This window comes from Gemmobacter nectariphilus DSM 15620 (assembly GCF_000429765.1).
In the GTDB taxonomy this organism is placed as follows: domain Bacteria; phylum Pseudomonadota; class Alphaproteobacteria; order Rhodobacterales; family Rhodobacteraceae; genus Wagnerdoeblera; species Wagnerdoeblera nectariphila.
Genome location: NZ_AUCM01000004.1, coordinates 245,957 through 270,155 on the forward strand (window position 1 = coordinate 245,957; position 24,199 = coordinate 270,155).

The 24,199-nt window shown below is 67.2% G+C and carries 26 protein-coding genes and 1 tRNA gene; 11 read left to right on the forward strand and 16 right to left on the reverse strand.

Annotated features, from left to right (window positions below):
* Positions 1-19: 19 nt before the first annotated feature.
* The 3 genes from G481_RS0104215 to G481_RS0104225 all read right to left on the reverse strand — a co-directional run bounded on the left by G481_RS0104215 (position 20) and on the right by G481_RS0104225 (position 3,176).
* Positions 20-709: a hypothetical protein gene (locus tag G481_RS0104215; protein WP_028028908.1), complete on the reverse strand. Its 690-nt coding sequence runs from the start codon at positions 707-709 to the stop codon at positions 20-22.
* 158 nt (positions 710-867) lie between these two features.
* Positions 868-2,145 carry a phosphopyruvate hydratase gene (gene eno / locus G481_RS0104220; RefSeq protein ID WP_028028909.1) on the reverse strand — a complete coding sequence of 426 codons (1,278 nt, stop codon included), beginning with the start codon at positions 2,143-2,145 and terminating at the stop codon, positions 868-870.
* 140 nt (positions 2,146-2,285) lie between these two features.
* Positions 2,286-3,176, reverse strand: coding sequence for a DMT family transporter (locus G481_RS0104225; protein ID WP_028028910.1), 891 nt, complete (start codon positions 3,174-3,176; stop codon positions 2,286-2,288).
* 129 nt (positions 3,177-3,305) lie between these two features.
* Here G481_RS0104225 and ribB point away from each other — a divergent pair, with 129 nt between their 5' ends.
* The 6 genes from ribB to G481_RS0104255 all read left to right on the forward strand — a co-directional run bounded on the left by ribB (position 3,306) and on the right by G481_RS0104255 (position 7,072).
* The gene (ribB, locus tag G481_RS0104230; protein ID WP_035025062.1) at positions 3,306-4,430 is read left to right on the forward strand and encodes a 3,4-dihydroxy-2-butanone-4-phosphate synthase; all 1,125 of its coding nucleotides are present in this window, start codon (positions 3,306-3,308) and stop codon (positions 4,428-4,430) included.
* 3 nt (positions 4,431-4,433) lie between these two features.
* Entirely contained in the window at positions 4,434-4,952 is a 519-nt protein-coding gene (locus G481_RS0104235; RefSeq protein ID WP_028028912.1) for a 6,7-dimethyl-8-ribityllumazine synthase, read from the forward strand.
* Positions 4,949-5,440 carry a transcription antitermination factor NusB gene (gene nusB / locus G481_RS0104240; protein ID WP_028028913.1) on the forward strand — a complete coding sequence of 164 codons (492 nt, stop codon included), beginning with the start codon at positions 4,949-4,951 and terminating at the stop codon, positions 5,438-5,440. Before G481_RS0104235 ends, nusB begins: the two co-directional genes overlap by 4 nt.
* A gap of 178 nt (positions 5,441-5,618) precedes the next feature.
* Positions 5,619-5,972 (forward strand): CidA/LrgA family protein, encoded by a 354-nt coding sequence (locus G481_RS0104245; RefSeq protein WP_028028914.1) that lies wholly within the window; start codon positions 5,619-5,621, stop codon positions 5,970-5,972.
* Positions 5,965-6,690 (forward strand): LrgB family protein, encoded by a 726-nt coding sequence (locus G481_RS0104250; RefSeq protein WP_028028915.1) that lies wholly within the window; start codon positions 5,965-5,967, stop codon positions 6,688-6,690. Before G481_RS0104245 ends, G481_RS0104250 begins: the two co-directional genes overlap by 8 nt.
* 76 nt (positions 6,691-6,766) lie before the next feature.
* Positions 6,767-7,072, forward strand: a complete 306-nt coding sequence (locus G481_RS0104255; protein WP_028028916.1) for a hypothetical protein — start codon at positions 6,767-6,769, stop codon at positions 7,070-7,072.
* Positions 7,073-7,141: 69 nt separating this feature from the next.
* Here the strand turns inward: G481_RS0104255 and dapA are convergent, their stop codons facing one another.
* Genes dapA through G481_RS0104280 form a run of 5 tightly spaced genes read right to left on the reverse strand, consistent with a single transcriptional unit; the run spans position 7,142 to position 12,139 of the window.
* The gene (gene dapA / locus G481_RS0104260) at positions 7,142-8,038 is read right to left on the reverse strand and encodes a 4-hydroxy-tetrahydrodipicolinate synthase (RefSeq protein ID WP_028028917.1); all 897 of its coding nucleotides are present in this window, start codon (positions 8,036-8,038) and stop codon (positions 7,142-7,144) included.
* A 22-nt stretch (positions 8,039-8,060) separates the two neighbouring features.
* A complete protein-coding gene (locus G481_RS0104265) occupies positions 8,061-9,458 on the reverse strand; it encodes an aldehyde dehydrogenase family protein (protein ID WP_028028918.1) in 1,398 nt (465 codons plus the stop codon).
* Complete coding sequence (locus tag G481_RS0104270; RefSeq protein ID WP_028028919.1) at positions 9,455-10,732, reverse strand: FAD-dependent oxidoreductase; 1,278 nt, start codon at positions 10,730-10,732, stop codon at positions 9,455-9,457. Before G481_RS0104270 ends, G481_RS0104265 begins: the two co-directional genes overlap by 4 nt.
* Positions 10,725-10,979, reverse strand: a complete 255-nt coding sequence (locus G481_RS0104275) for a 2Fe-2S iron-sulfur cluster-binding protein (protein ID WP_028028920.1) — start codon at positions 10,977-10,979, stop codon at positions 10,725-10,727. The genes G481_RS0104270 and G481_RS0104275 overlap by 8 nt, the downstream gene beginning before the upstream one ends.
* Positions 10,976-12,139 carry an NAD(P)/FAD-dependent oxidoreductase gene (locus G481_RS0104280; protein WP_028028921.1) on the reverse strand — a complete coding sequence of 388 codons (1,164 nt, stop codon included), beginning with the start codon at positions 12,137-12,139 and terminating at the stop codon, positions 10,976-10,978. Before G481_RS0104280 ends, G481_RS0104275 begins: the two co-directional genes overlap by 4 nt.
* 246 nt (positions 12,140-12,385) lie before the next feature.
* Between G481_RS0104280 and G481_RS0104285 the strand changes: the two genes are divergently transcribed.
* The 5 genes from G481_RS0104285 to G481_RS22805 all read left to right on the forward strand — a co-directional run bounded on the left by G481_RS0104285 (position 12,386) and on the right by G481_RS22805 (position 16,799).
* On the forward strand, positions 12,386-13,276 hold the full coding sequence (locus tag G481_RS0104285) for a transporter substrate-binding domain-containing protein (RefSeq protein ID WP_245594921.1): 891 nt from the start codon (positions 12,386-12,388) through the stop codon (positions 13,274-13,276).
* A 66-nt stretch (positions 13,277-13,342) separates the two neighbouring features.
* On the forward strand, positions 13,343-14,005 hold the full coding sequence (locus G481_RS0104290; RefSeq protein ID WP_028028923.1) for an amino acid ABC transporter permease: 663 nt from the start codon (positions 13,343-13,345) through the stop codon (positions 14,003-14,005).
* A 10-nt stretch (positions 14,006-14,015) separates the two neighbouring features.
* A complete protein-coding gene (locus G481_RS0104295) occupies positions 14,016-14,771 on the forward strand; it encodes an amino acid ABC transporter ATP-binding protein (RefSeq protein WP_035025065.1) in 756 nt (251 codons plus the stop codon).
* Positions 14,772-14,775: 4 nt separating this feature from the next.
* Complete coding sequence (locus G481_RS22800) at positions 14,776-15,864, forward strand: saccharopine dehydrogenase family protein (RefSeq protein ID WP_051294293.1); 1,089 nt, start codon at positions 14,776-14,778, stop codon at positions 15,862-15,864.
* A 14-nt stretch (positions 15,865-15,878) separates the two neighbouring features.
* The gene (locus G481_RS22805; RefSeq protein ID WP_051294294.1) at positions 15,879-16,799 is read left to right on the forward strand and encodes a LysR family transcriptional regulator; all 921 of its coding nucleotides are present in this window, start codon (positions 15,879-15,881) and stop codon (positions 16,797-16,799) included.
* On the opposite strand, the gene G481_RS0104310 is transcribed toward G481_RS22805, so the two are convergent.
* The 8 genes from G481_RS0104310 to gcvT form a co-directional block, all read right to left on the reverse strand.
* A complete protein-coding gene (locus G481_RS0104310) occupies positions 16,796-17,194 on the reverse strand; it encodes an OsmC family protein (RefSeq protein ID WP_035025069.1) in 399 nt (132 codons plus the stop codon). The genes G481_RS22805 and G481_RS0104310 overlap by 4 nt on opposite strands.
* Complete coding sequence (locus G481_RS0104315) at positions 17,194-17,421, reverse strand: thioredoxin family protein (protein ID WP_028028926.1); 228 nt, start codon at positions 17,419-17,421, stop codon at positions 17,194-17,196. Before G481_RS0104315 ends, G481_RS0104310 begins: the two co-directional genes overlap by 1 nt.
* Positions 17,422-17,436: 15 nt before the next feature.
* A complete protein-coding gene (locus tag G481_RS0104320) occupies positions 17,437-18,435 on the reverse strand; it encodes a permease (protein ID WP_028028927.1) in 999 nt (332 codons plus the stop codon).
* A gap of 406 nt (positions 18,436-18,841) precedes the next feature.
* Entirely contained in the window at positions 18,842-19,177 is a 336-nt protein-coding gene (locus tag G481_RS22810; protein WP_051294295.1) for a hypothetical protein, read from the reverse strand.
* Positions 19,178-19,349: 172 nt separating this feature from the next.
* Positions 19,350-19,425 (reverse strand) — tRNA-Phe (locus G481_RS0104330).
* A 311-nt stretch (positions 19,426-19,736) separates the two neighbouring features.
* Positions 19,737-22,577, reverse strand: a complete 2,841-nt coding sequence (gene gcvP / locus G481_RS0104335; RefSeq protein ID WP_028028928.1) for an aminomethyl-transferring glycine dehydrogenase — start codon at positions 22,575-22,577, stop codon at positions 19,737-19,739.
* Between the two features lie 123 nt (positions 22,578-22,700).
* Entirely contained in the window at positions 22,701-23,057 is a 357-nt protein-coding gene (gcvH, locus tag G481_RS0104340; protein ID WP_028028929.1) for a glycine cleavage system protein GcvH, read from the reverse strand.
* Between the two features lie 12 nt (positions 23,058-23,069).
* Positions 23,070-24,188 carry a glycine cleavage system aminomethyltransferase GcvT gene (gene gcvT / locus G481_RS0104345; RefSeq protein WP_028028930.1) on the reverse strand — a complete coding sequence of 373 codons (1,119 nt, stop codon included), beginning with the start codon at positions 24,186-24,188 and terminating at the stop codon, positions 23,070-23,072.
* Positions 24,189-24,199: the final 11 nt, after the last annotated feature.

Below are 24,199 nucleotides of genomic sequence, written 5' to 3' on the forward strand. Positions count from 1 at the left end.
GCCGCGCCGGGCCAGCCCGCTAGAACTCCAGCCAGCTTGCTGCCTTGATCTGCGGGCGCCCGCCGCGCAGGTTCTGCCGCAGGCCGAGTTCCATCTGCACGCGCTTGCCCGCCGACCAGACCGCCGAACCCGCCAGATGCAGATCCGGCCGCTGCCCCCGGCCCAGGTCGGCCTGCACCTGCCCGATCAGCGCCAGCCGCTCGCGCGGGCGATAGCCGACGGTCGCCTCGGCTTTGGCCCGCGTCCCGGCAGGGCCAAGGTCAACCCGCATGTCCAGCGTTGCCCATCCCGGCCAGGGCCGGGCCAGCGCCTTGCCCAGACTGAGCCCGACCCGGGCCGAGACCACGGGGCGGATCTTGACCACGGCCTGCCAGGTTGACGGGAAGTGGACCACGGGCACGGTGATGTTGATGTCCGTCTTGGGCATCCCCACGGCAACACCGGCAAACCAGGCCAGCTTCAACCCGCCCCGGTCCTGCATCGCCTTGTGAAAGCTGGCCGCAATCGACCAGTTGCCAGAGCCGGTATCATACCAGCCGTCCAGCGCCAGCCATCGCCCGCGGCCAAGCCCCCGTTCTGCCCACAGGCTGGCCGTCTGCCCGGTCGTGCCAAGCGTCACAAAGCTGCGCCCCTTGTCGCGGGGCCAAGGCCCGGCCGATGCCAGACCGGCCCAGATCAGCACCACGAAGACAACAAAAAACCCGCGCATGGCCGAACCTTGCGCGGGTCTTGCTTAACGGGCGGTTAATGCCCCTTCATCTTTCCGAAAATATCCTCGGGGCTTCCAAAGGGGCAGACGGCCCCTTTGGCGGCGGGGCGCCCTTGGTTCAAGGCCCAGTGACGGCGGGGGGCTGGCCCCCCTGCACCTCAAGTCCGCAGGATGTTCGTCCCGGCATATTCCGCGATGTCGCCCAGCATTTCCTCGATACGGATCAGCTGGTTATACTTGGCCAGCCGGTCCGAGCGCGCCAGCGAGCCGGTCTTGATCTGGCCGCAGTTGGTGGCCACTGCCAGATCGGCGATGGTCGCATCCTCGGTCTCGCCCGAACGGTGGCTCATCACGCTGGTATAGCCGGCACGGTCGGCCATGCGCACCGCGTCCAGCGTCTCGGTCAGGGTGCCGATCTGGTTCACCTTGACCAGCAGCGAGTTGGCGCAGCCGCGCTCGATGCCTTCGGCCAGACGTTCGGGGTTGGTGACGAACAGATCGTCGCCCACCAGCTGGACGCCCGCGCCCAGACGGTCGGTCAGCATCTGCCAGCCTTCCCAGTCATCCTCGGCGCAGCCATCCTCGATCGACAGGATCGGGTAGTCGGCGCACAGGCTGGCCAGGAAATCGACGTTCTGCTCGGCGGTCAGGCTCAGGCCTTCGCCGGTCATCGCATAGCGGCCGTCCTTGAAATATTCGGTCGAGGCGCAGTCGAGCGCCAGCATGATGTCATCGCCAGGGGTATAGCCGGCGATCTCGACCGATTTCAGGATGAAGTCCAGCGCCTCGCGGGCCGACGACAGGTTCGGCGCAAAGCCGCCCTCATCGCCCACGCCGGTGTTGTGGCCGGCGGCCTTGAGTTCCTTTTTCAGCACATGGAACACTTCGGCGCCCATCCGCACGGCATCGCGGATATTGCCGGCCGAGACCGGCATGATCATGAATTCCTGAATGTCGATCGGGTTGTCGGCATGCTGGCCGCCGTTGATGATGTTCATCATCGGGACCGGCAGCAGGCGCGCGCCGGTGCCGCCGACATAGCGGAACAGCGGCTGGCGGGTGGCCAGCGCGGCGGCCTTGGCGGTGGCGAGCGAGACGCCCAGGATGGCATTGGCGCCCAGGCGCGACTTGTTGGCGGTGCCGTCCATCTCGCACAGGACACGGTCGATGGCGATCTGTTCGGTCGCGTCATAGCCGACCAGTTCCTCGGCGATCTCGCCGTTCACGGCCTCGACCGCCTCCAGCACGCCCTTGCCCAGATAGCGCGACTTGTCGCCGTCGCGGCGTTCCACTGCCTCGTGTGCGCCGGTCGAGGCGCCCGAGGGAACCGCCGCGCGGCCCATCTCGCCGTCTTCCAGCGTGACGTCCACCTCGATGGTGGGATTGCCGCGGCTGTCGAGGATCTCGCGGGCGTGAATGTCGATGATCGTGGTCATGGGGCAATCCCTTCGGGTGAACTTGCCGCCCCTTTAGCCCGTTCAGGCCCTTATGGAAAGAATGGTAGCGCTCGCGCAGGGCGCAAGCCGGAAACAACTGGCCCGGACTGTCGCGTCCTCTGTCCACCTGCGGGGCAGCGTCAGCGCCGCGCCAGCCGGCGTTCGCGCAAAAAGGTGTAGAAGCCCGATCCCACGATCATCGTCCCGCCCAGCAGCGTCCAGCCATCGGGCACCTCGGCAAAGGCCAGCCAGCCCAGCACCATGGCAAAGACCAGCCGCGAATAGCGATAGGGCATGATGGCCGACACCTCGCCCACGCGGGTTGCGCTGACCATCAGCGAATAGCCGGTCACGCCCATTCCCGCGAGGCCCGCCAGCATCAGCCAGTCAAGGCCCTGCGGCATGATCCAGTCCGACCCGGTCGCCACCATCAGGATAAGGCCCGAGGGAATGAACGAGGCCGAGCCCCACAGCGCCAGCGACAGCGACGACACCGCCCCGGCCACCTTGCGCGTGGCCAGATCGCGCACCGCCAGGCTGAACACCGCCGTCATCGTGGCCGCCGCCGCGAACCCCGACAGCCCGTCACCTGTCGGCCGCAAGATCACCAGAACACCCAGAAATCCGACCGCAACCGCCGCCCACCGCCGCCAGCCGACCTTTTCCCCCAGAAACAGCGCGGCCCCCAGCGTCATCGCCAGCGGCATGGTCTGGTGCAGCGCCGAGGCCGTGGCCAGCGGCATCAGCGTCAGCGCAGTGATGAACCCGGCCGTGCCCGACATTTCCGCCAGGTTGCGCAGCATCACCAGCGGGTGCAGGATCGCCGGGGTGACCAGCGGTTGCCGCTGGCGCAGCGCGACCAGCGACAGCACAAGGGTCGAGCCGATGCCGATCGCAAGGATGATCTCGCCTGCCGGAACGCGGCCCGAGACCGCCTTGGTCATCATGTCCTCGATGGCAAAGGCCGCCATGGCCGCCATCATCAAGAGGCCGCCGCGCAGGTTGTCGCGGGTCAGATCTGCGCTGGTCATCCGGGGGGGCCTTTTGCTGACGTGCATGACTGGTGACCCTGCTGTGCGCCAAGGTCAAGCCGATAGGCTCTGGCCACCCGGCGCGGGCTGCGCTATCTGCCAAGGGACATGCGATCATAGGGGCTGCCGATGTCCGAAAATTACGCCAAGCCGGGGCCGGTGGAACGCGACCTGGGCGCGGCCATCTCGCCCATCGAGGATATCATCGAAGATGCGCGCAACGGGCGCATGTTCATTCTGGTCGATCACGAGGATCGCGAGAATGAAGGCGATCTGGTGATCCCGGCGCAGATGTGCACGCCGGCGGCGATCAACTTCATGGCCACCCACGGGCGCGGGCTGATCTGTCTGGCCATGCCGGCGCAGCGGATCGAACAGCTTGGCCTGCCGCTGATGAGCCCCAAGAACTCCAGCCGTCACGAAACCGCCTTCACCCTGTCGATCGAGGCGCGCGAAGGGGTGACGACCGGGATTTCCGCCCATGACCGGGCGCGCACGATTTCCGTGGCCATCGACCCGACCAAGGGCGCGGCCGACATTGCAACGCCCGGCCATGTGTTCCCGCTGCGCGCCCGCGACGGCGGCGTTCTGGTGCGCGCCGGCCATACCGAGGCGGCGGTGGACATCAGCCGCCTTGCCGGGCTCAACCCCTCGGGCGTGATCTGCGAGATCATGAACGACGATGGCACCATGGCCCGTCTGCCCGATCTGGTCGCCTTTGCGCAAAGGCACGGGCTGAAGGTCGGCACGATTTCCGATCTGATCGCCTATCGCCGTCGCCATGACAATCTGGTCACGGAAAAGGCGGTGCGCCGCGTGACCTCGGCCTTTGGCGGCGACTGGCTGATGCGGGTCTATGTCGATGAAACGCAAGGCGCCGAACATATCGTGCTGACCAAGGGCGATCTGTCCTCGGATGCGCCGGTGCTGGTGCGGATCCACCAGATCAACCCGCTGGAAGATGTGCTGGGCATCAACCCCGGCCGCGCCGGCGAGATGCAGGCCGCCATGCGCCTGATCGCGACCGAAGGGCGCGGCGCCGTGGTCCTGCTGCGCGATACCACCATGCAGCTGGTGATGGACGGCGAACATTCGCCCCAGACGCTGCGCCAGTATGGTCTGGGCGCGCAGATCCTGTCGGCCCTTGGCCTGACCCGCATCGAGCTGGTGACCAATTCGGCCAAGCCGAAGGTTGTCGGCCTTGAAGCCTATGGGCTGGAAATCACCGGCACCCGTGCCATCACCAAGGAGTAAGCCATGGCCGGAGCCTCGCATTATACCCTTCCTGCGCCGGTGTTCGACAAGCCGGTCAAGCTGCTGATCGTGGTGGCGCCCTATTACAAGGACATCGCGGATAACCTGATCGCCGGGGCGCGCGGCGCTGCGGCCTCGGTCGGGGCAGACTGCGATCTGATCGAAGTGCCCGGCGCGCTGGAGATCCCGACCGCCATCGCCATGGCCGAGCGTCTGTCGAACTATGACGGCTATGTCGCCCTTGGCTGCGTGATCCGGGGCGAGACGACGCATTACGATACGGTCTGCAATGACAGCTCGCGTGCGATCACCCTGCTGGGCCTTCAGGGCCTGTGCATCGGCAACGGCATCCTGACGGTCGAAAACCATCCGCAGGCCGCCGTGCGCGCCGATCCGGCCGACCAGAACAAGGGCGGCGGGGCGGCGATGGCTGCGCTGCATCTGATCGCGCTGGCGCGCAAATGGGCAGGCACCACCAAGGGCATCGGCTTTCGGGCCGACGAGGGAGCATTCCGCGCATGACGCCCGAGGACAAGCGCAAGGCCGCCAACGCCGAAAAGCGCCGCCAGAAATCGGCGGCGCGGCTTTATTCGGTGCAGGCGCTCTATCAGATGGAGCTGTCGGGCCAGACCGTCGAGCGGGTGGCGCGTGAATTCGAAAGCCACCGCTTTGGCATGATCGTCGACGATGTGGAATTTTCCGACGCCGACAGCACGCATTTCCGCATGTTGCTCGATACGGCGGTGAACTGGCAGGCGCGCATCGACCAGATGACCGACCGTGCGCTGGCCGCCGCCTGGCCCATCGACCGGATCGACCCGGTGCTGCGCGCGCTGTTCCGCGCGGCAGGGGCCGAACTGGTGGCCCCCGGCACGCCGCCCAAGGTGGTGATCACCGAATTCGTCGATGTCGCCAAGGCGTTCTTCCCCGACGGGAAAGAGCCGAAATTCGTCAACGCCGTGCTCGATCACATGGCGCGCGAGGCAAAGCCGGAAGCCTTCGGGCAATAGGGCGGGGCGGCACCTGGCGGATCTGCGGCGCGGATGATGTCGCAAGCCCGGTTGCCCATGCTTCATCTGTCTGCAAATATCCCACGGGGAGGTCTGGAGGGGTGTGAAACCCCTCCAGCGGCCAGCCAGGGGCGCCGACCCGTCCGATTGTCGATGAGATCTGGCGCGGGGCGCAGCGATGGTTCTTTCCCTGACCCTGATCCTTGGCTTTCAACTGGCTGGCGTCGTGCTGGCCCAGCTGATGCGCCTGCCGGTGCCAGGCCCGGTGATGGGCATGGTGCTGATGCTGATCGCCATGGCGGTGTCGGACCGGCTGGCCGGGCTGGTGCGCCCGGCAGGACAGGGGATCCTCGCGCATCTGTCCTTGCTGTTCGTGCCGGCCGGGGTCGGCGTCGTCGGCCATCTTGGCACGCTGGGCGCGCAGGGGCCGGCGATCGGGCTGGCGCTGCTGGTGTCGACCGTGCTGGCGATTGCGGCGGGGGCGCTGGTCTTTGCGCTGTTGGCGCGGCTGACCGGGGGGCGCGATGACTGACTTTGCCGAGATCTGGGGCTATCTGGGCCGCGATCCGCTGCTGTGGCTGACGCTGACACTGGCGGCCTATGTGATTGGCGATGCGGGCTCGCGCGTCAGCGGGCGGCATCCGGTGGTGAACCCGGTGCTGATTGCCGTGGTGATCCTTGCGCTGATCCTGTGGGCCACCGCCACCCCCTATCAGGTCTATTTCGAGGGCGCGCAGTTCGTCCACTTCATGCTCGGCCCGGCGACGGTTGCGCTGGCGGTGCCGCTGCACGCGCAGCTGCCGCGGCTGCGCCGGGCGCTGCTGCCGATGGTCGGGGCGCTGGTGACGGGGGTCGCGGTGTCATCGGCTACGGCGGTCTGGATCGGGCAGGCGCTGGGGGTGGACCGGGTGGTCCTTTTGTCGATGGTGCCCAAATCGGCCACGGCGGCGGTGGCGCTGGGGGTGTCGGAACAGATCGGCGGATCGCCCACGCTGACGGCGGTGCTGGTCATCGTCACCGGCGCGATGGGGGCGATCGTCGCGACCCCGCTGCTGAACGCGCTGCAGATGCGCGACTGGCGGGCGCGGGGCTTTGCGGTGGGCGTCGCCGCCCATGGCATCGGGGCGGCCCGCGCCTTTCAGGTGCATGAAACCGCCGGGGCCTTTGCCGCCATCGGCATGGGGCTGTCCGCGATCCTGACCGCGCTGCTGGCGCCGGTGCTTGCCGGCTGGCTGGTTCCGGCCGGTTAGGGCGGCTGCGTCACCTGGTCTCTGGACGTTCTGCGAAACTGCGCTACGTTATGCGTATGCAGCACGGAGAATCATGATGCCGAAGCTCGTTCGCCTTTACATCACCAATGTCGCCATCGGCTTCGGGCTTTCGGCCGTGTTTCTGGGGGCGCTGCTGGGCTTTGACATCGCGGGGCTGCGCCACCTGATCCTGGACAGCCAGATGGGCTGGCTGGCCGGGCTGATGATCTTCATGTTCTCGGGCACGATCTTTGCCGGGGTGCAGTTCGGGATTGCCGTCATGTCGATGGCGGAACGCGACGATACCCCGCGCGGCGGCCTGCGTCAGCATGTGGCCCCGGTGCCGGTTCCGGTGACGGTTCCTGCGCGCAAGCGCCGCTGACCCCCGGGGTCTATCGGGCCGCCAGGGCGGCCCGATGGGCGTGCGGCCGCCATGGGCGGCCGTTTCGCGTTACAAAAGGCCCGCGCCCGACATCGCCTGACGCAGCATCGCATCGCCGCGCGGCGACAGCGGCACCAGCGGCAGGCGCACCTGATCGGTCATCACCCCGTCCATCGCCAGCGCGCGCTTGACCGGCCCGGGGCTTGCCTCGCAGAACATCGAGGCCGCCAGAGGCGACAGCCAGTCATGAAGGGCCAGCGCCTCGTCCTGCTTGCCTTCGGTCCAGGCACGGTGCAGGGCGACCACCTCGGCCGGGCGCCAGTTCGACAGCACCGAGGTCAGCCCCCGGGCGCCAAGCGCAAAGAACGGCAGCGCAAGGCCATCGTCGCCGCAATGCACCACGAAGTCAGGCCCGCAGGCCGCCCGCAAGGCCGTGGTGCGCGCCGGATCGCCGCCCGCCTCCTTGATCGCCACGATGTTGGCATGGCTTTTGGCCAGCGTCGCAGCGGTTTCGGGGGCGATGGCAATGCCCGTGCGCCCCGGCACGGAATACAGCATCACATCGGCCGCCCCGGCCGCCTCGGCCGCCGCGCCGAAATGGGCGATCAGCCCTTCGGGCGAGGGTTTGTTGTAATAGGGCGTGATCAGCAGCACCCCATGCGCGCCAGCCTCGACCGCGCGGCGGGTGGCGGCAACGGTCTTTTTCGTCACGTTGCTGCCGGTGCCGGCCAGAACATAGGCCGCATTCCCCGCGCGGCGCACGGTATGGGCGATGACGGCCAGCGCCTCATCCTCGTCCAAGGTCGCTGCCTCGCCGGTGGTGCCCACAGGAACAAGGCCGCGGATCCCGGCGTCCAGCTGGCGGTCGATCAGGCGGTCAAAGGCCGGCCAGTCGATCTCGCCGCTGTCGGTGAAGGGGGTGACGAGTGCAGTGAACACACCGTCGAAACGGGTCAGGTCGGTCATGGAAATGGTCCTTTCGTCTGGATCAGTCGATCACCACACGGGGTTCCGACATTTCGCGGATGGCGATGCGCACGCCCTCGCGGCCAAGGCCCGAGGTCTTGACGCCGCCAAAGGGCACGTGTTCGGCGCGGAAATCCGGGCCTTCGTTCACCATGATGCCGCCCACCTGCAGGCCGCGCGACAGCTTGCGGATGGCGGCGTGATCGTTGGTGAAAATCCCGGCCTGCAGGCCGTAGTCGCTGGCGTTGACCTCGGCCATGGCGGCATCAAGTTCGGCGAACTGGCGCAGCGCCAGCACCGGACCAAAGGTTTCCTGCGCTATCAGCGGCATCGCGGGCTCGACCCCTGCAATGACGGTGGGGGCGATCAGGTTGCCCTCGCGCGTGCCGCCTGCCAGCAGGCGGGCGCCCGCGGCCTGGGCATCGGCCAGACGCTGCAAGATGGTATCGGCGGCCGGGGCGTCGATCACCGGGCCCATCTGGGTCTCTGCCAGCGACGGATCGCCAAAGCGATGGGCGGCAACCTTGTCGAGCAAGATGGCGGTGAACGCCTCGGCCACGTCATCGTGGACATACAGCTTTTTCACCGCTGCGCAGCTTTGTCCCGCGATCTCATAGCGGTGGCCGATGGCGGTGCTGGCTGCCAGATCCAGATCGGCATCGGGCAGCACGAACAGCGGATCGTTGCCGCCCAGTTCCATCAGGCAGCGCACAAGGCCGCTGGCGCGTTTCAGCGCCAGACCCGCCTGCGGCCCGCCGGTGAAGGACAGGATGTCGATCGGCGCGCGCGCCAGTGCCAGCGCGGTGTCCGCCCCGCCATGCACCACCTGCACCAGATCGGCTGGGAACCCAGCCTCGACCGTCAGGCGCACCAGGTGATCGGCGGCCAGCGGTGCCTTGGGCGAGGGTTTGACCACAACCGCATTGCCTGCGGCAATCGCGGGGCCCAGCTTGTGGCACAAAAGGTTGACCGGATAGTTGAACGGCGTGATCGCCGCCACCACCCCCACGGGAACATGGGTCACGACCGCCTGCCGGTCCACCCCGCCGGCGACGATGGCGCAGTGCATCACCTCGCCATCGAGGAAGGTCGCCGCATCGCCCGACAGGCGCAGCGTGTTCTGCGCGCGGCGGGTTTCGTTGCGGGCCTCGGTGATGGTCTTGCCCATTTCGGCGCAGATGGTCTGGGCCAGCACCTCGGCATCGCGGGCCAGCAGGTCGGCCAGACGGTTCAGCAGCTCGCGCCGCTGATGCGGGGTCGAGGTGCGAAACGCGGCAGCGGCCTGTTTGGCGCGCAAGACGGTGCCAAGAACCTCGGCCTCGGAGGCAACGGGGACGTCACCGACGGCGGCGCCGCTGAACGGGTTGATGACGGTCACGCGCGCCACATCGGGGCGCAGCAGGGGGGCGGCGATGGTCATGCCGGATCTCCTTGGGTTTCGTCGGGGGTGGCCAGCAGGTCCGCGATGGCGATGGGCCGTGCGGGCCAGCGGGGTGCGCCCAGCCGGGGTTTGGGTGTATCGGGCGCAGCCAGGCGCGCGGTCCATTCAGCGCAGAACCGGCCCTGGCAGGGGCCCATGGAAAAGCGACCGTCCAGGCGCAACTGACGGTCGGTCGGATCGGGGCCAAGGGCGCGCAGATCGTTCACTGTGCGCGCCTCGCACCGGCAGATCACGGTGTCGCCGGGCAGGGCGGCCAGACGGCTCGCGCCGTCATGGGCGTGCAGCCGGGCGACCAGCGCCTGCGCGGCGCGCTGGCGGGCGACTTCGGGGGCGGGGGCCGGTTGCGGCTGGCCCAGCAGTCGGGCCGCCAGTGCCGCGCCCTGGGCCCGGCCATCGGCCAGCGCCGCGCGGGCGCCAAGCGCCTCGCGGCAGTCGCCGGCGCGCAGCACGGGCAGGGCAGGGCAATCGGGCAGGCCGATGTCGTTCGAGGCGATCCCGTCATGCAGGGCAATGCGGTCCACCGTCAGGCTGCGGCGGCCTTTGGGCGTGTCGATGTCGGCGACCAGCGCGCCACCTTCGGCCCGGATCGCCGCCAGATGACTGCCTGCCAGAATCGGCACACCGGCAAGCTTCAGCCGCAGCAGATATTCGGCGCCTTCGCGCAGATAGGACATCGGCAGGCCAAGCGCGGCAATCGGGTGCGAGAGCGGCCGCCCGGCCTCGACAATCGCCACGGGAGGGCGCCCAAGGCGGGCAAGCTCTGCGCCCAGTGCCAGCAGCAGCGGGCCGGAACCCGCCAGCAGAACGCGCCCCTCGGGCGCCTCGGCAAGGGTCTTGAGGCGGGTTTGCAGGCTGCCAGCGGTTTCGACGCCTGGCAAGGTCCAGCCGGGGCGGGGTTGCACCCGCTCGCGTGCGCCGGTGGCGACTATCAGGGCGCGGGGGCGGAACAGCCGCGCGCCCGCGCCGGTCAGCAGCACCGCGCCGGTGTGATCGACGCCGCCAAAGGCCGTGCCCATGGACAGCGTGATACGCGTGCCCTGCGCCTGCACGTCGGCCATCAGCCCGGCCCACCGGCGGCGCTGCACGGGCGATGCGATGGATCGAACACCCGGCAGCGGCTGGCGATGCACGGCGCCGCCTGGCGTCTGGGCCTGATCGGCGACCAGAACGGGCAGGCCGGCGCGGGCCAGTTCCACTGCGGCGGCCAGTCCGGCCAGACCGGCACCGATCACAAGGACGGGGGCGTCAGACATCGCAGGCTCCGGTCTCGGGCAGAATGTGCATGCCAGTGCGGCAGGGGGTCAGGCAGGCCTCGGCCAGGCGGCCATCGACCTGCACAAGGCAGTTCTGACACTGGCCGATGCCGCAGAACACCGCGCGGGCCTGTCCAGTGGGTGCCTGACCGAAGGCGATCACCCCCGCGCGCAGCAGGGCGCTGGCCACCGATTCGCCGGCCCGAAACGCAATGGCGCGGTCTTGCCAGAGGATATGTCCGCTCATGCCCGGCCCTCCTGCGGTTGGGTCGTGAATCGCAGCGGCGAGAGCACCGCCAGATCGGCCGCCAGCGCATCGGATGGCGGCAGGCCGCGCACCATGCGGGCGACCTCGGCGCCGATGATGGCCGAAAGGCAGATGCCATCGCCCTCGAAGCCGGTGGCAAGGGTGATGCGCGGCTGACCGGCGAGCGGCCCGACGATGGGCAGCCCGTCGATCACGGCCGCACGCACCCCGGCAAAGGCCCGGATCACCCGCCGCGCCGCCAGCGCGGGAAAGGCCGCGACTGATCGCGCCATCAGGCCGCGCATCACGGAAAATTCCACCCGGTTGGGGTCGGCGTGGTCTTCGCGGCTTGATCCGATCAGGAACTGCCCGGTGGTCAGCGGGTCGATCACCACAGGCGGCAGGGTCGCGCGGCCCGGCGCCTCGGTCTTGGCCAGCAGATAGGCGGCGGCGGTCAGCGATCCGGGCAGGGCATCGACCGGCCCGCGGTCGGTCACGAACAACTGCCCCGCGCGCGGGATGACCGGCAGGCCCGGCACCAGCTGGGGGCTGGAGACGCCAAGCGCCAGCACCAGTTGCCCCGCCCGCACCTTTTGCGTGCCCAGATCCAAGGTGACGCCGCGATCATCCGGGTCGATCGCGCGGATCGGTGCAGGCCAGAACCCGGTGATTCCCGGCCGTGCCAGATAGGCGCGCACCGCCTTGTGGCCGGGCATGTGCCCTTCGCCGTCCAGCGCGACCAGCCGCTCGACCCCGGCGCCCAGCCCCGGAAGCAGATCGCGCCCGCCATCGGCCGTCACCCGGACGGGCCCTGCGACCTGACCAAGCTTGGCGATCAGGGCATCCATCGCGTCCAGCTCTGCCTCGCCCTGCCCGAAGACATACGAGGGGCGGGGGTGAAAGGCGCCGGCCAGCGGGCCGCCTTGCGACAGCACACGGGTATAAAGCAGCGAGGCCGAAGCAAGGCGCGCCAGCGGCCCCGGCTTTTTCGAGGCGACCGAGACCGCGCCGTCCGAGGCGCCCGAAGCCGCCGAGGCGGGCCCCACGGCGTCGATCACGGCGACACGCAATCCTGCCCCGGCCAGATGCCAGGCAACCGAGGCACCGACGATACCGGCGCCGGCGATGGCCACGTCAAATTCGGATGGGGTCTGCGGCACGGCGGGCTCCGCTTGGGGGTGGGTGTTCTGGTCTTGACGCTAGCCCGGTCCGTCCGCCCCCGCGATGCAAATTAGCGCCCGCCACTTACAACAATATTTGGAAGAACCCCCTGTTTGCCGCCCCTTGCTTGACGATGCCGCGGCATCTTGCAATTCAGTTTATAGGATGGGGCCCTTTTCTTGTATTGATCGGGCAGCGGAAAACGGGCGCAATGCGGCAGGTGGCCCGTCAGAAGGCCCTCGAAGATGTGCCGATACGAAATCCGCGCGGTGCGCCGCGCCAATATGGAGGTGACGATGTTCCTGAAGAAACTGGCCGCCGGGATGACCGCGGCTGCCCTTGCCCTTGCGGCCACGCTGGGCGCAGCACAGGCGCAGCAGAAATCGACCGTGGATGAAATCCGCGATCGCGGCGTTCTGCGCATTGCGGGCATCCTGAACGAGGATCCCTATTTCTCCAAGGATCCGCGCACCGGCGAATGGCGCGGCTTTGTGGTCGAGATGGGCAAGAACATGGCCGAGGAACTGGGCGTCAAGCTGGAGGTTGTCGAATCCAGCTGGTCGAATTCCATCCTCGACGTGCAGTCGGGCAAGGTCGATCTGGCCTTCGCGCTGACGGCGCTGCCCAAGCGGGCGCTGGCGGTGCATTTCTCGGCGCCGACCTATTACAACAGCTTCACCATCATCTCGCCCAAGCCGGAACTGGCGAACAAGACCTGGGCCGAACTGAACGATCCGGCCTATACCATCGCGGTCGATCTTGGCTCGTCGCAGGACCAGATCACCAAGGCCTATCTGCCCAAGGCCAACATCCTGCGCTTCAAGACCCGGGACGAGGCGGTGCTGGCCGTGGCGACCGGCAAGGCCGATGCCATCATCAACACCGTGTTCAACAGCATGGTGATGACCAAGAAGAACGCGGCCATCGGCAAGGTCTATGTGCCGCAGCCGATCCTGTCCTCGCCTTCGGTGGTCGGGATGAACCAGAACTCGGACGATGTCTGGCGCGGCTTCGTGTCGGCCTGGGCTGACTACAACCGCCGGGTCGGCAACAACCAGACCTGGATCCTGAAAGGGCTGGAGCCCTTTGGCATCGGGCTGGACGATCTGCCCGAAGGCTTCGACATCAACGGCTAAGGCCACTTGCGCGGGCCGATCATGGCCCGCGCCAACAAGCCGGATCAACGGTCAGGGGAGACAGGCATGTATCACTGGGACTTCTACACCGTCTTGCAGTCCTTCGATCTTTTCCTGATCGGGATCTGGACGACGTTTCTCTATACCATCGGCTCGATCGCGCTGGGGGTGGTTGTCGGGCTTGTGGCCTGTTTCGCCCGCCTGTCGCGCTTTGCCGCGCTGCGCATTGCGGCGCGCAGCTATCAGGAACTGTTCCGCTGCACCCCGCTGCTGGTGCAGATCCTGTGGGCCTATTACGCGCTGCCGATGCTGCTGGGCGTGACGATTTCCAACACCGTGGCGGGGCTTCTGACGCTCTCGCTGTATGTCGGCTCGTTCTATGCCGAGATTTTCCGCGGCGGCATCAACGCCATCGACAAGGGCCAGCGCGAGGCCGCGGCAGCCGTCGGCATGTCGGGCGTGCAGGCGATGACCCACATCATCATGCCGCAGGCGATCAAGAAGATGCTGCCCGCCTTCATCAACCAGTCGGTCATCCAGGTAAAGAACACCTCGCTGCTTTATGCGATTTCGGTGGCGGAACTGACCTACATGACCTCGGTGGTGAATTCCGAAACCTACCGCCCGCTCGAGGCCTATACGCTGGCCGCGGTGATGTATTTCGTCATGCTGTTCCCGCTGACGCAGGTGGCGGATCACTTTGAACGCCGTATGCGGCGCAGCGACTGAGGACAGGACCATGACAGAACCAGTGATTTCCGTTCGCGGCCTGACCAAATCCTTCGGCAATCTGGACGTGCTGAAGGGGATCGACCTGGACCTGATGCCTGGCGAGGTGCTGGGCCTCATCGGACCCTCGGGGTCGGGCAAGTCCACCCTGATCCGCTGCCTGAACATGATGGAAACCCCGACAGGCGGGAAATTCCTGTTCAAGGGCAAGGAGGTCTCGCCCCGCTTTCGTGGCAAGGGCGGCAGCATCGGCACCGGCGATCTGCGCCGCGAGGTCGGGATGGTGTTCCAGCATTTCAACCTGTTCCCGCATCTGTCGGTGCTGGACAACATCACCAAGGGCCCGCGCACCGTGCTGAAACAGCCCCGCGCCGAGGCCGAGGCGGTGGCCATGGACCTGCTGGCGCAGGTCGGGCTGGCGGACAAGGCCAGTGCCTATCCCTCGCACCTGTCGGGCGGTCAGAAACAGCGCGTGGCGATCGCCCGGTCGCTTGCGATGAAGCCCGAGGTGCTGTTGCTGGACGAGGTGACATCGGCGCTGGATCCCGAACTGGTGGGCGAGGTGCTGGGCGTGATCCGGCGGCTGGCCGATCAGGGCATGACCATGGTTCTGGTCACGCACGAGATGGGCTTTGCCGCCGATGTGGCCAGCCGGGTGATCTTCATGGAACAGGGCCGCATCGCCGAGGAAGGCAGCCCCGAGGACATCTTGCGCAACCCGCGATCGGACCGCCTGCGGGGGTTCCTGTCGCGGTTCCACGGGTAGCGCCATGGCCTATCCGGTTCTGGTTCTTGGGTCCGGCCGCATGGCGCAGCGCATCGCGCAGACCTTTGCCGATGATCCGCGCTATGCCCCCGTGCTGGCCGCCCGCGATGCCGACGCGGCGCTGGCGCCTGGTCTGCGGGCGCTGCCGCCCTTGACCGGCGCCCTGTCCGAGGCGCTGGCACAGGCGCTGCGCGGGCAGCAGGCGGTGGTGCTGGCCGATCCGGCCCTGACCGCGGCCGAGGTCGCGCGCGCCGCCATCGCGGCCGGCTGTCACTATCTGGACATCGTGGAAAGCGCGGCTTCTGGCGCGGCTGTCGGGCATCTGGCAACCGATGCGGCCGGGGCAGGGCTGACGCTGGCCCCTGGCTGCGGGCTGGCGCCGGGCTGGGTGACCGCCCTTGCGGCCGAGGCGCTGGCGACGGCGGGTCCGGCGGACCGTATCACGGTCTTTGTCGGCGTTCTTCCGGCCAAGGCGTCGAACCGGCTGGGCTATGCCAACATGTGGGGCATCGAGGGGCTGGTTGCCGAATATACCGCGCCTTGTCTTGCGATCCGCGATGGCAAGCTGACCGAACTGCCGCCGCTGTCCGAGGAAGAGGCCGTGCAATTCGGCGGCATGGGGCTTGAGGCCTTTGCGACCGCTGGCAGCCTGGATGCGCTGGCGCGCGACTGGCAGGGCCGCATCGCGGGGCTGGAATTCAAGACCCTGCGCCATCCGGGTCATCTGGATTACATCCGCTTCCTGCTGGACGATCTGGGCCTGTCCAAGCGGCTCTTTCAGTTCCGCACCCTGCTGACCACCGCCTTGCCCCGGACCGAGGATGACCGCGTCATCATCGCGATCCGGCGCCGCAACCAGGCGTCGGAACACTGGGACTCGCGGCTGTTGCAGGCCCGGCAGGATCACACCGGGGCGGTCAGTGCGGTGTCCTCTGTCACTGCGGCCCATGTCTGCGCGACGCTGGATGCGATCCGGGCAGGCGATGCCGTGCCCGGACTGGTGGCGCCTGGCGATCTGCGGCCGGGGGTCTTGCGGCGCTCGCCCTTCTACGGTCTTCTGGATCCGCAGGCGGCCAGCGGACGGGCGGTCTGAACCGGGGGGTGGCAATGACACGGCGCGCGGGCGACAAGGAAGCACCCGACGACCGTCGGCCCAAGGTGGATATCTCGCTCTTGCAGACCTTCCACCTGGTGGCGCGCACCGGGTCATTCTCGGCCGCCTCGCGCGAGCTCAACATTTCCTACCAGTCGGCGGCCAACCATGTGCGGCGGCTGGAACAGCTGTATGGTGCGCGGCTGATCGAGGCGGAAAAGGGCTCGCGGTCCGTCACGCTGACGCCGCAGGGCAGGGCGCTGCATGCCTCGCTGGGGGGCGAGCTGGATACGATCCTGTCGCGCATCTCGGTGCTGCTGCATGATGTCCGATCGGTGCTGCGGGTCGGCGTTCCGCAAGCGCTGTTCCACCATTTCTTTCCCGGCATCTTGCAGGAATTCCGCGCCGAGGCCCCCGATCTGGAGCTGGCCTTCTTTGAGCGCGATACGACGCTGGAAAAGATGATGATGGACGGCGCGCTGGATGCCGCCGTCAGCGAGCGCAGCTTCAGTCACCCGGCGATCACCCAGCATCTGCTGGGCAGCTATCGGCTGGCGCTGGTCTGGCCGATGGATTGGGGCATTCCGGGCGACGGGGCCGATCTGTCGGTGTTCCGCGACCGGCCCTTTGTCACCTATGAACCGGGCCAGACCCTGCGCAGCCGCTCGCTGGATTACCTGACCCGCCAGATCGGCGCCCCGCCGCGGGTGGCGACCTCGGTTTCGGGGTCCACCAGCGTCACGCGCCTGATTGCCGAAGGTCTGGGCTATGGCGTTCTGCCCGAATGGGCGGTCGAGGACGATGGCCACCGCGTGATGTGCCGCGTGCTGACCGGGATGGAGCCGATGAAGCTGTGGTTCGCCCATACCGCCTTTCTCGGGACCAACCGCTATGTGCAGGTGCTGCACCGCTGCTGCCAGAAGGCGCTGGGTTAGGCGCGGCGCAATGTGCCGTCCAGCGGCACCGCCGCCGACAGCGTATTCGAAATCGTGCCGTATTTCAGGACGTTCCGATGCAGCAGATCGAGGCGATGGTCGGTCTCGGGGCTGTCGACGATGATCTCGTAGCGGATCAGGGTCAGCTTTGGCGGCGCGTCCTGGCGCACGGCCTCCAGCCGGACTTCGGCGCCGTCGATCCGCAAGTTCAGCATCGGCGTGACCCGCTCGATCCCTTTCAACATGCAGGCGGCCAGCGCGGCCAGCAGCAGTTCGACCGGGTTCATCGCATCGGCCCGACCGCCAAGGTCGGTATCCAGCGTCACCTCGGCCTGTTTCGCGCGGGCAAGACTGCCATGGGCGTCGATGCGGCGTGCGTGGACGCGATAGTCCATCAGAGCAGTTTTCCGATCTCGTCCGCCGACAGCACCTTGCCGGTCGAGAGCAGCCTTTCATCGACGACAAGACCGGGCGTCGACAGAACGCCATAGGCTGCGATCTCGGCAAAGTCGGTGACCTTGACGATTTGCGCATCCTTGCCAGCCGCCGCGGCAGCAGCCTTGGCGTTTTCACCCAGAGCCACGCATTTCTTGCAGCCCGATCCAAGGATCTTGATGATCATGTTCCGCCCCTTTTGTCAGATGAACCAATGGGTGACAGCATTGAAGATGACCCCGATCGACAGGATCCCCAGCGTCACGACGCCCGTGAAGGTGACAAGCAGCGGCATCTTGACCACCCGCTTGAGCATGATCAGCGAGGGCAGCGACAGCGCGGTCACCGCCATCATGAAGGCCAGAACAGTGCCCAGCCCCACCCCCTTGGCCACCAGGGCCTCGGCGATGGGAAGGGTGCCGAAGATGTCGGCATACATCGGAATGCCCACCAGAACCGCCATCGGGACCGACCACCACTTGTCTTGCCCCAGCAGGGCCGAGATGACATCCGCCGGAACCCAGTTGTGGATCGCCGCCCCGATGCCCACCCCGATCAGCACATAGGGCCAGACGCGGTGGACGATCTCGCTTACCTGGTCCCTTGCATAGGCCAGCCGCTCGCGCCGGGTCATCGTTGCGGCCTCGCCGGTCACGGGGACCGTTCGGACAAAGGCCGCGACCTGATCCTCCAGTCCTAGCCGGCCGATCACCGTGCCGCCGACGATGGCGACGATCAGCCCGACGACCACATAGGCAAGCGCAATGGGCCAGCTGAAGATCGAGGCAAGCAGGATGACCGATGCCAGATCGACCAGCGGCGAGGAAATCAGGAACGAGAACGTCACCGCCAGCGGCAGCCCTGCCGCCGTGAAGCCGATGAACAGGGGGATCGACGAGCAGGAACAGAACGGCGTCAGCGTGCCCAGCAGGGCCGCAAGCGTATTGGCGCCAAGGCCCGAACGCCCGCCCAGCATGGCCCGCGTGCGTTCGGGCGGGAAATGGCTCTGGACATAAGAGATGGCAAAGATCAGCACCGACAACAGGATGAAGATCTTGATCACGTCATAGACGAAGAACAGCACCGACCCGCCCAGCCGCGAGGCCGGGTCCAGCCCGACCGCCGCGACGCCCTGACCCACAAGATCGTTGAGCCAGACCATCCGCAGAAGCTGATCGTTCATCCAGCCGAACACCGTCACTGCGCAGCCTCCTGCATGGCGGGCTTGGGCTGCGTCCTCGCATCGAACCCTGGGGTGGGGCGGGGGGCCAGAGCAGGGCGCCTGCGATCACCTGCCGGGTCTGCAGCCGTCTGACCCGCCGCGCACCAGGACATCGGGCCCTGGCTTGCGCCGGGCCGCGCGGGGCGCAGGATTCTGGCAGGGGCGGCACGACAGGTCACGATCATTGGCGACTCCAGTTCCTGCGCAGATACGCATGGACAGTGCCGGACGACACTGATCTGGGTCAAGCCTGCCGCATCGCTGACGGGAAGACAGGGTCCTGCTGTCATCTGCCTTGGATCTGTCGCCCCATGGCAGACGCCACCGTCAAAGCCTGCTCTGCGTCGCGACAGAATGGCCCGGCCTGCCCATGGCGGCCGCTGGATCAGGCTTTCGGCTTCATCCAGCGCTCTCGCTCCTGCCGGGCAATTTCGCCGATGCGCGTTGCCAGCGACTGCAACCGCCAGATCAGAAAGGCCGCAAGCCCGGCGTGGTACGGGATCGTCAGCAGCAGGATCCAGCCCATCGTGGCCCAGCCGCCAAAGATACCCGCGATCAAGGCGACGACCAGTGATCCAAGGAACGAGACGATCAGCGCCACCAGAATCGGCAGGCCATTCGCGCCGTTGATGCGTGCCCTGACCGCCGACCGATCCGCCCAGAAGCCCAGCAGGATCACGGACAGCGAAAGCCCGAAGGCGATGGCAAGAAAGATGGTCATGGCGGGTCAACGCTCCTCGATGGCGATACTCTAGGCGCTCGACCCTTGGGCACAGGCGGGTTCGCGGACAGGACAGGAACCTTGCAGGCGACTGCGCGACTAGATGCGCAGTAGCCGAACCAATGCCTTGGCAGCGCCTGGTCAAGACATCGAAATATGTAGGAAATTCAAGTGGTGCCCAGAGCCGGAATCGAACCAGCGACACGCGGATTTTCAATCCGCTGCTCTACCAACTGAGCTATCTGGGCACCGTTGCGAAGTGTTTGCTTCGGTGGGCGGGTGATAGCCGAGGGGGCGGGGGCTGTCCAGAGGGTGCGGCGAAAATTTTCGCACGAACTTTCAAAGGTGACGCCAGAGGGGGCGGACGGCGTGTGGCGGCGCGGGTTCGCGATGAAGCGGGCCAGGATAGCCGCCCCTGCGCTGGCCGATGGCCGTTTGGCTGGCTTGGGCGCTGCAGGGACAGGGGCCGCGGTCTGCAGCCCTGGTCGCCAAGCCGGGGCGGCATGTCTGACCGCCCCCGATGAAATATCGCCCGGGCCGTGGCCCGGGCGATCAAGTGTCACGCGGCGGCCTGCGCGTAATCCTCGACGGGCGGGCAGGTGCAGATCAGGTGGCGGTCGCCATAGACGTTGTCGACGCGCCCGACCGGGGGCCAGTATTTGTCCACCCGGAAGGCGCCAGGCGGGAAGCAGCCCTGTTCGCGCGGGTATTTGCGCGTCCAGTCGGCGACCAGATCCTCGACAGTATGGGGCGCGTGGCGCAGCGGGCTGTCTTCGGCGGCGATCTCGCCGGCCTCGACAGCCTTGATCTCGTCGCGGATCGCCAGAAGGGCGGTGATGAAGCGGTCGATCTCGGCCTTGGTTTCCGATTCGGTCGGCTCGACCATCAGCGTGCCGGCGACCGGCCAGCTCATGGTCGGGGCGTGGAAGCCGTTGTCGATCAGCCGCTTGGCGATGTCGTCCACCGTCACACCGGCCTCGGCAAAGGGGCGGGTGTCGAGGATGCATTCATGCGCGACCCGGCCCCGGTTGCCCATGAACAGCACCTGATAGGCCCCGCGCAGCCGCGCCGCGATATAGTTTGCGTTCAGGATCGCCACCCGCGTTGCCTGCGTCAGCCCGGCCCCGCCCATCATCAGGCAATAGGCCCAGCTGATCAGCAGGATCGAGGCGCTGCCATAAGGCGCGGCCGAGACCGGCCCCTCGTCGCCGCCCGTCTCGGGGTGGCCCGGCAGATAGGGCGCCAGATGCGCGCGCACGCCGATCGGCCCCATGCCCGGACCGCCGCCGCCATGCGGAATCGCAAAGGTCTTGTGCAGGTTCAGGTGGCTGACATCGCCGCCAATCTCGCCCGGCTTCACCAGGCCGACCATGGCGTTCATGTTGGCCCCGTCGATATAGACCTGTCCGCCATGTTCATGGGTGATCGCGCAAATCTCGCGCACGGTCTCCTCGAACACGCCATGGGTGCTGGGATAGGTGATCATGCAAGCGGCCAGCCGGTCGCCCGCAGCTTCCGCCTTGGCGCGGAAATCCTCGACGTCGACGTCGCCGTTGGGGCTGGATTTGACCACCACCACCTTCATGCCGCACATTTGCGCGCTGGCCGGGTTGGTGCCATGGGCCGACACCGGGATCAGGCAGATATCGCGGTGCGTATCGCCGCGCGCGCGGTGATAGGCCTGGATGGTCAGCAGCCCGGCATATTCGCCTTGCGCGCCCGAGTTCGGCTGCATCGAGAAGGCATCATAGCCGGTGATCTCGCACAGCTTGGCCGACAGGTCGCTGATCGCCTCGGTATAGCCGGCGGCCTGATCGGGCGGGCAGAACGGATGCAGCGCGCCGAATTCGGGCCAGGTGATCGGCATCATCTCGGCGGCCGCGTTCAGCTTCATGGTGCAGCTGCCCAGCGGGATCATCGCGCGGTCCAGCGCCAGATCGCGGTCCGACAGCCGGCGCATGTAGCGCATCATCTCGGATTCGGCGCGGTTCATCTGGAACACCGGATGCGACAGATACTCGCTCTCGCGCAGCATCGGGGCAGGGAACCCAGGGGCGTGCGGCACCGGCGCGGGATCAGAGATCCCGAAGGCATCCAGCAGGCGGCGGATCACATCCTCGCCGGTGGTCTCGTCAAGGCTGATGCCGACGCGGTCGCGGCCCACCTTGCGCAGGTTGATCCCGCGGTGGCGCGCGGCGGCCATGATGCCTTGCTGGCCCACACCCACCTCGACCGTGATCGTGTCAAAGAACGCCTCGGGCGCCACCTTGGCCCCGGCCGCCTTCAGCGCCTCGGCCACCCGGCAGGTGTTGAAATGCACCCGCTCGGCAATCGCCCGCAGCCCCTTGGGGCCATGGAACACGGCATAGAAGCTGGCCATGACAGCCAGCAGCGCCTGAGCGGTGCACACGTTCGAGGTGGCTTTCTCGCGCCGGATGTGCTGCTCGCGGGTCTGCAGGCTCAGGCGATAGGCCTTGTTGCCGCGCGCGTCGATCGACACGCCCACGATGCGGCCGGGCATCTGGCGCTTCATGTCGTCCTTGCAGGCCATGAACGCCGCATGCGGGCCACCATAGCCCATCGGCACGCCGAACCGCTGCGCAGAGCCGACGGCAATGTCGGCGCCCATCGCGCCGGGTTCCTTCAGCAGACACAGCGCCAGCAGGTCGGTCGCGACAATGGCCACGGCCTTGGCGTCATGCAGGGCGGCAATGGCATCGGTGAAATCGCGCACATGGCCATAGGTGCCAGGATACTGGAAGATCGCGCCAAAGACCTTGGCGGGGTCAAGCGCCTCGGGCGCGCCGACGATCACCTCGATCTCCAGCGGCAAGGCGCGGGTACGGATCACGGCGATGGTCTGGGGATGGCAGTTCTCGTCGACAAAGAACGCGCCGGCCTTCGATTTCGCCACGCGCTGCGCCATCACCATCGCCTCGGCGGCGGCGGTCGCCTCGTCCAGCAGGCTGGCATTGGCCACGTCAAGGCCGGTCAGATCGCAGACCATGGTCTGGTAGTTCAGCAAGGCTTCCAGCCGGCCCTGGGCGATTTCCGGCTGATAGGGGGTATAGGCGGTATACCACGCCGGGTTTTCCAGGATGTTGCGCTGGATCGCGGGCGGCGTGACGGTGCCGTAATAGCCCTGGCCGATCAGGCTGGTCATCACCTTGTTCTTTGATGCCACATGGCGCATCCGCTCCAGCAGCTCATGCTCGGCCAGCGGCGCCCAGTCCAGCGGCTTTTCCTGCCGGATCGAGGCGGGGATGGTCTCTTCGATCAGCGCCGCCAGCGTCGGCACGCCGACCGCCTTCAGCATCTCTTCCATCTCGGCAGGCGAGGGGCCGATATGGCGCCGGTTGGCGAAATCATAGGGGTCGTAGGTGGTGGGCGTGAAAGCCATGATAACCTCTGGGTCACTGCAGGGCCGCAGCCCCTGTCACACCCCGCCCCCTTCATCTGTCCACAAATATCCCGGGGGTCCGGGGGCAGGGCCCCCGGCGGGTGCAGTCCACGCGACGGCTGGTCAGCCGATCAGCTCGTTATAGGCGTCTTCGTCCATGAAATCGTCCAGCACGGACAGATCGTCGATCTTCATCTTGAAGAACCAGGTGCCCATCGGATCCTCGTTCACAAGGCCGGGGTTCTTTTCCAGCTTCTCGTTCACGGCAACGATCTCGCCGTTCAGCGGGGCCAGGATGTCGGAGGCTGCCTTGACGCTTTCGATCACGCAGACCTCGTCGCCCTGGGCGACCTGGGTTTCCGGCTCGGGCAATTCCACGAACACCACATCGCCCAGCTGCTCGGCGGCATGGGCGGTGATGCCGACGACGACAACGTCACCTTCGACGCGCAGCCACTCGTGTTCTTCGGTGTATTTCATGGGGCAAGCTCCTCAGCGCTTGTACGAGGTGGGGTGGAAAGGCATGGGCGAGACAGTGGCAGGATGGCGCTTGCCGCGCACCTCGCCCCAGACGGTGCCGGTGGTGCCGGCAGGCAGATAGGCCATGGCGACCGGCGCCTCGACGCTGGGGCCAAAGCCGCCCGAGGTGACCACGCCGATCTGGCGGCCGCCTTCGGCCGCATCAAAGACCGGAGTGCCCTCGCGCATCGGGGCGCGGCCTTCGGGGCGCAGGCCAAGGCGCTGGCGCGCGGTGCCGCTGGCCAGCTCGCCCAGGATGCGCGCAGCCCCCGGAAAACCGCCTTCGCGGGCGCCGCCGGCCTTGCGGGCCTTCTGGATGGCCCAGGTCAGGCCGGCCTCGACCGGACTGGTGGTGGTGTCGATGTCATGGCCGTAAAGGCACAGCCCCGCCTCCAGCCGCAGGCTGTCGCGCGCGCCAAGCCCGATGGGCGCCACTTCGTCCATCACCAGCAGGGCGCGGGCAAAGGCATCGGCCTGCGCCTCGGGGACCGAGATCTCGAACCCGTCCTCGCCGGTATAGCCCGAACGCGAGATCCACAATTCGCCATAGGCGCCGTCGAACACGCCCACATCCATGAATTTCATCGCGGCAACGGCCGGCACCAGCCGGGCCAGCGCGGTTTCCGCCAGCGGCCCTTGCAGGGCCAGCAGCGCGCGGTCGGTGACGGGCAGCACCTCGGCCACATCGGCCAGATGCGCCTGCATATGGGCAATGTCGGCGGCCTTGCAGGCAGCGTTCACCACGACGAACAGATGATCGCCGCGGTTGGCGAACATCAGATCGTCCAAGATGCCGCCTGCCTCGTCGGTGAACAGCCCGTAGCGCTGCCGCCCTTCGGCCACGCCCGCCACATCCACCGGCATCAGCGATTCAAATCCGGCAACCAGCGCGGCCATGTCGGCCTTGGGCGTCAGGATCACCTGACCCATGTGCGAGACATCGAACAACCCGGCACTGGCGCGGGTGTGCAGATGTTCCTTCATCACGCCCATCGGATATTGCACCGGCATTTCGTAACCGGCAAACGGCACCATCTTGCCGCCCAGTTCCACATGCAGGTCATGCAGACCCAGCCGTATCAGCTCGCTCATGGCGCGCTCCC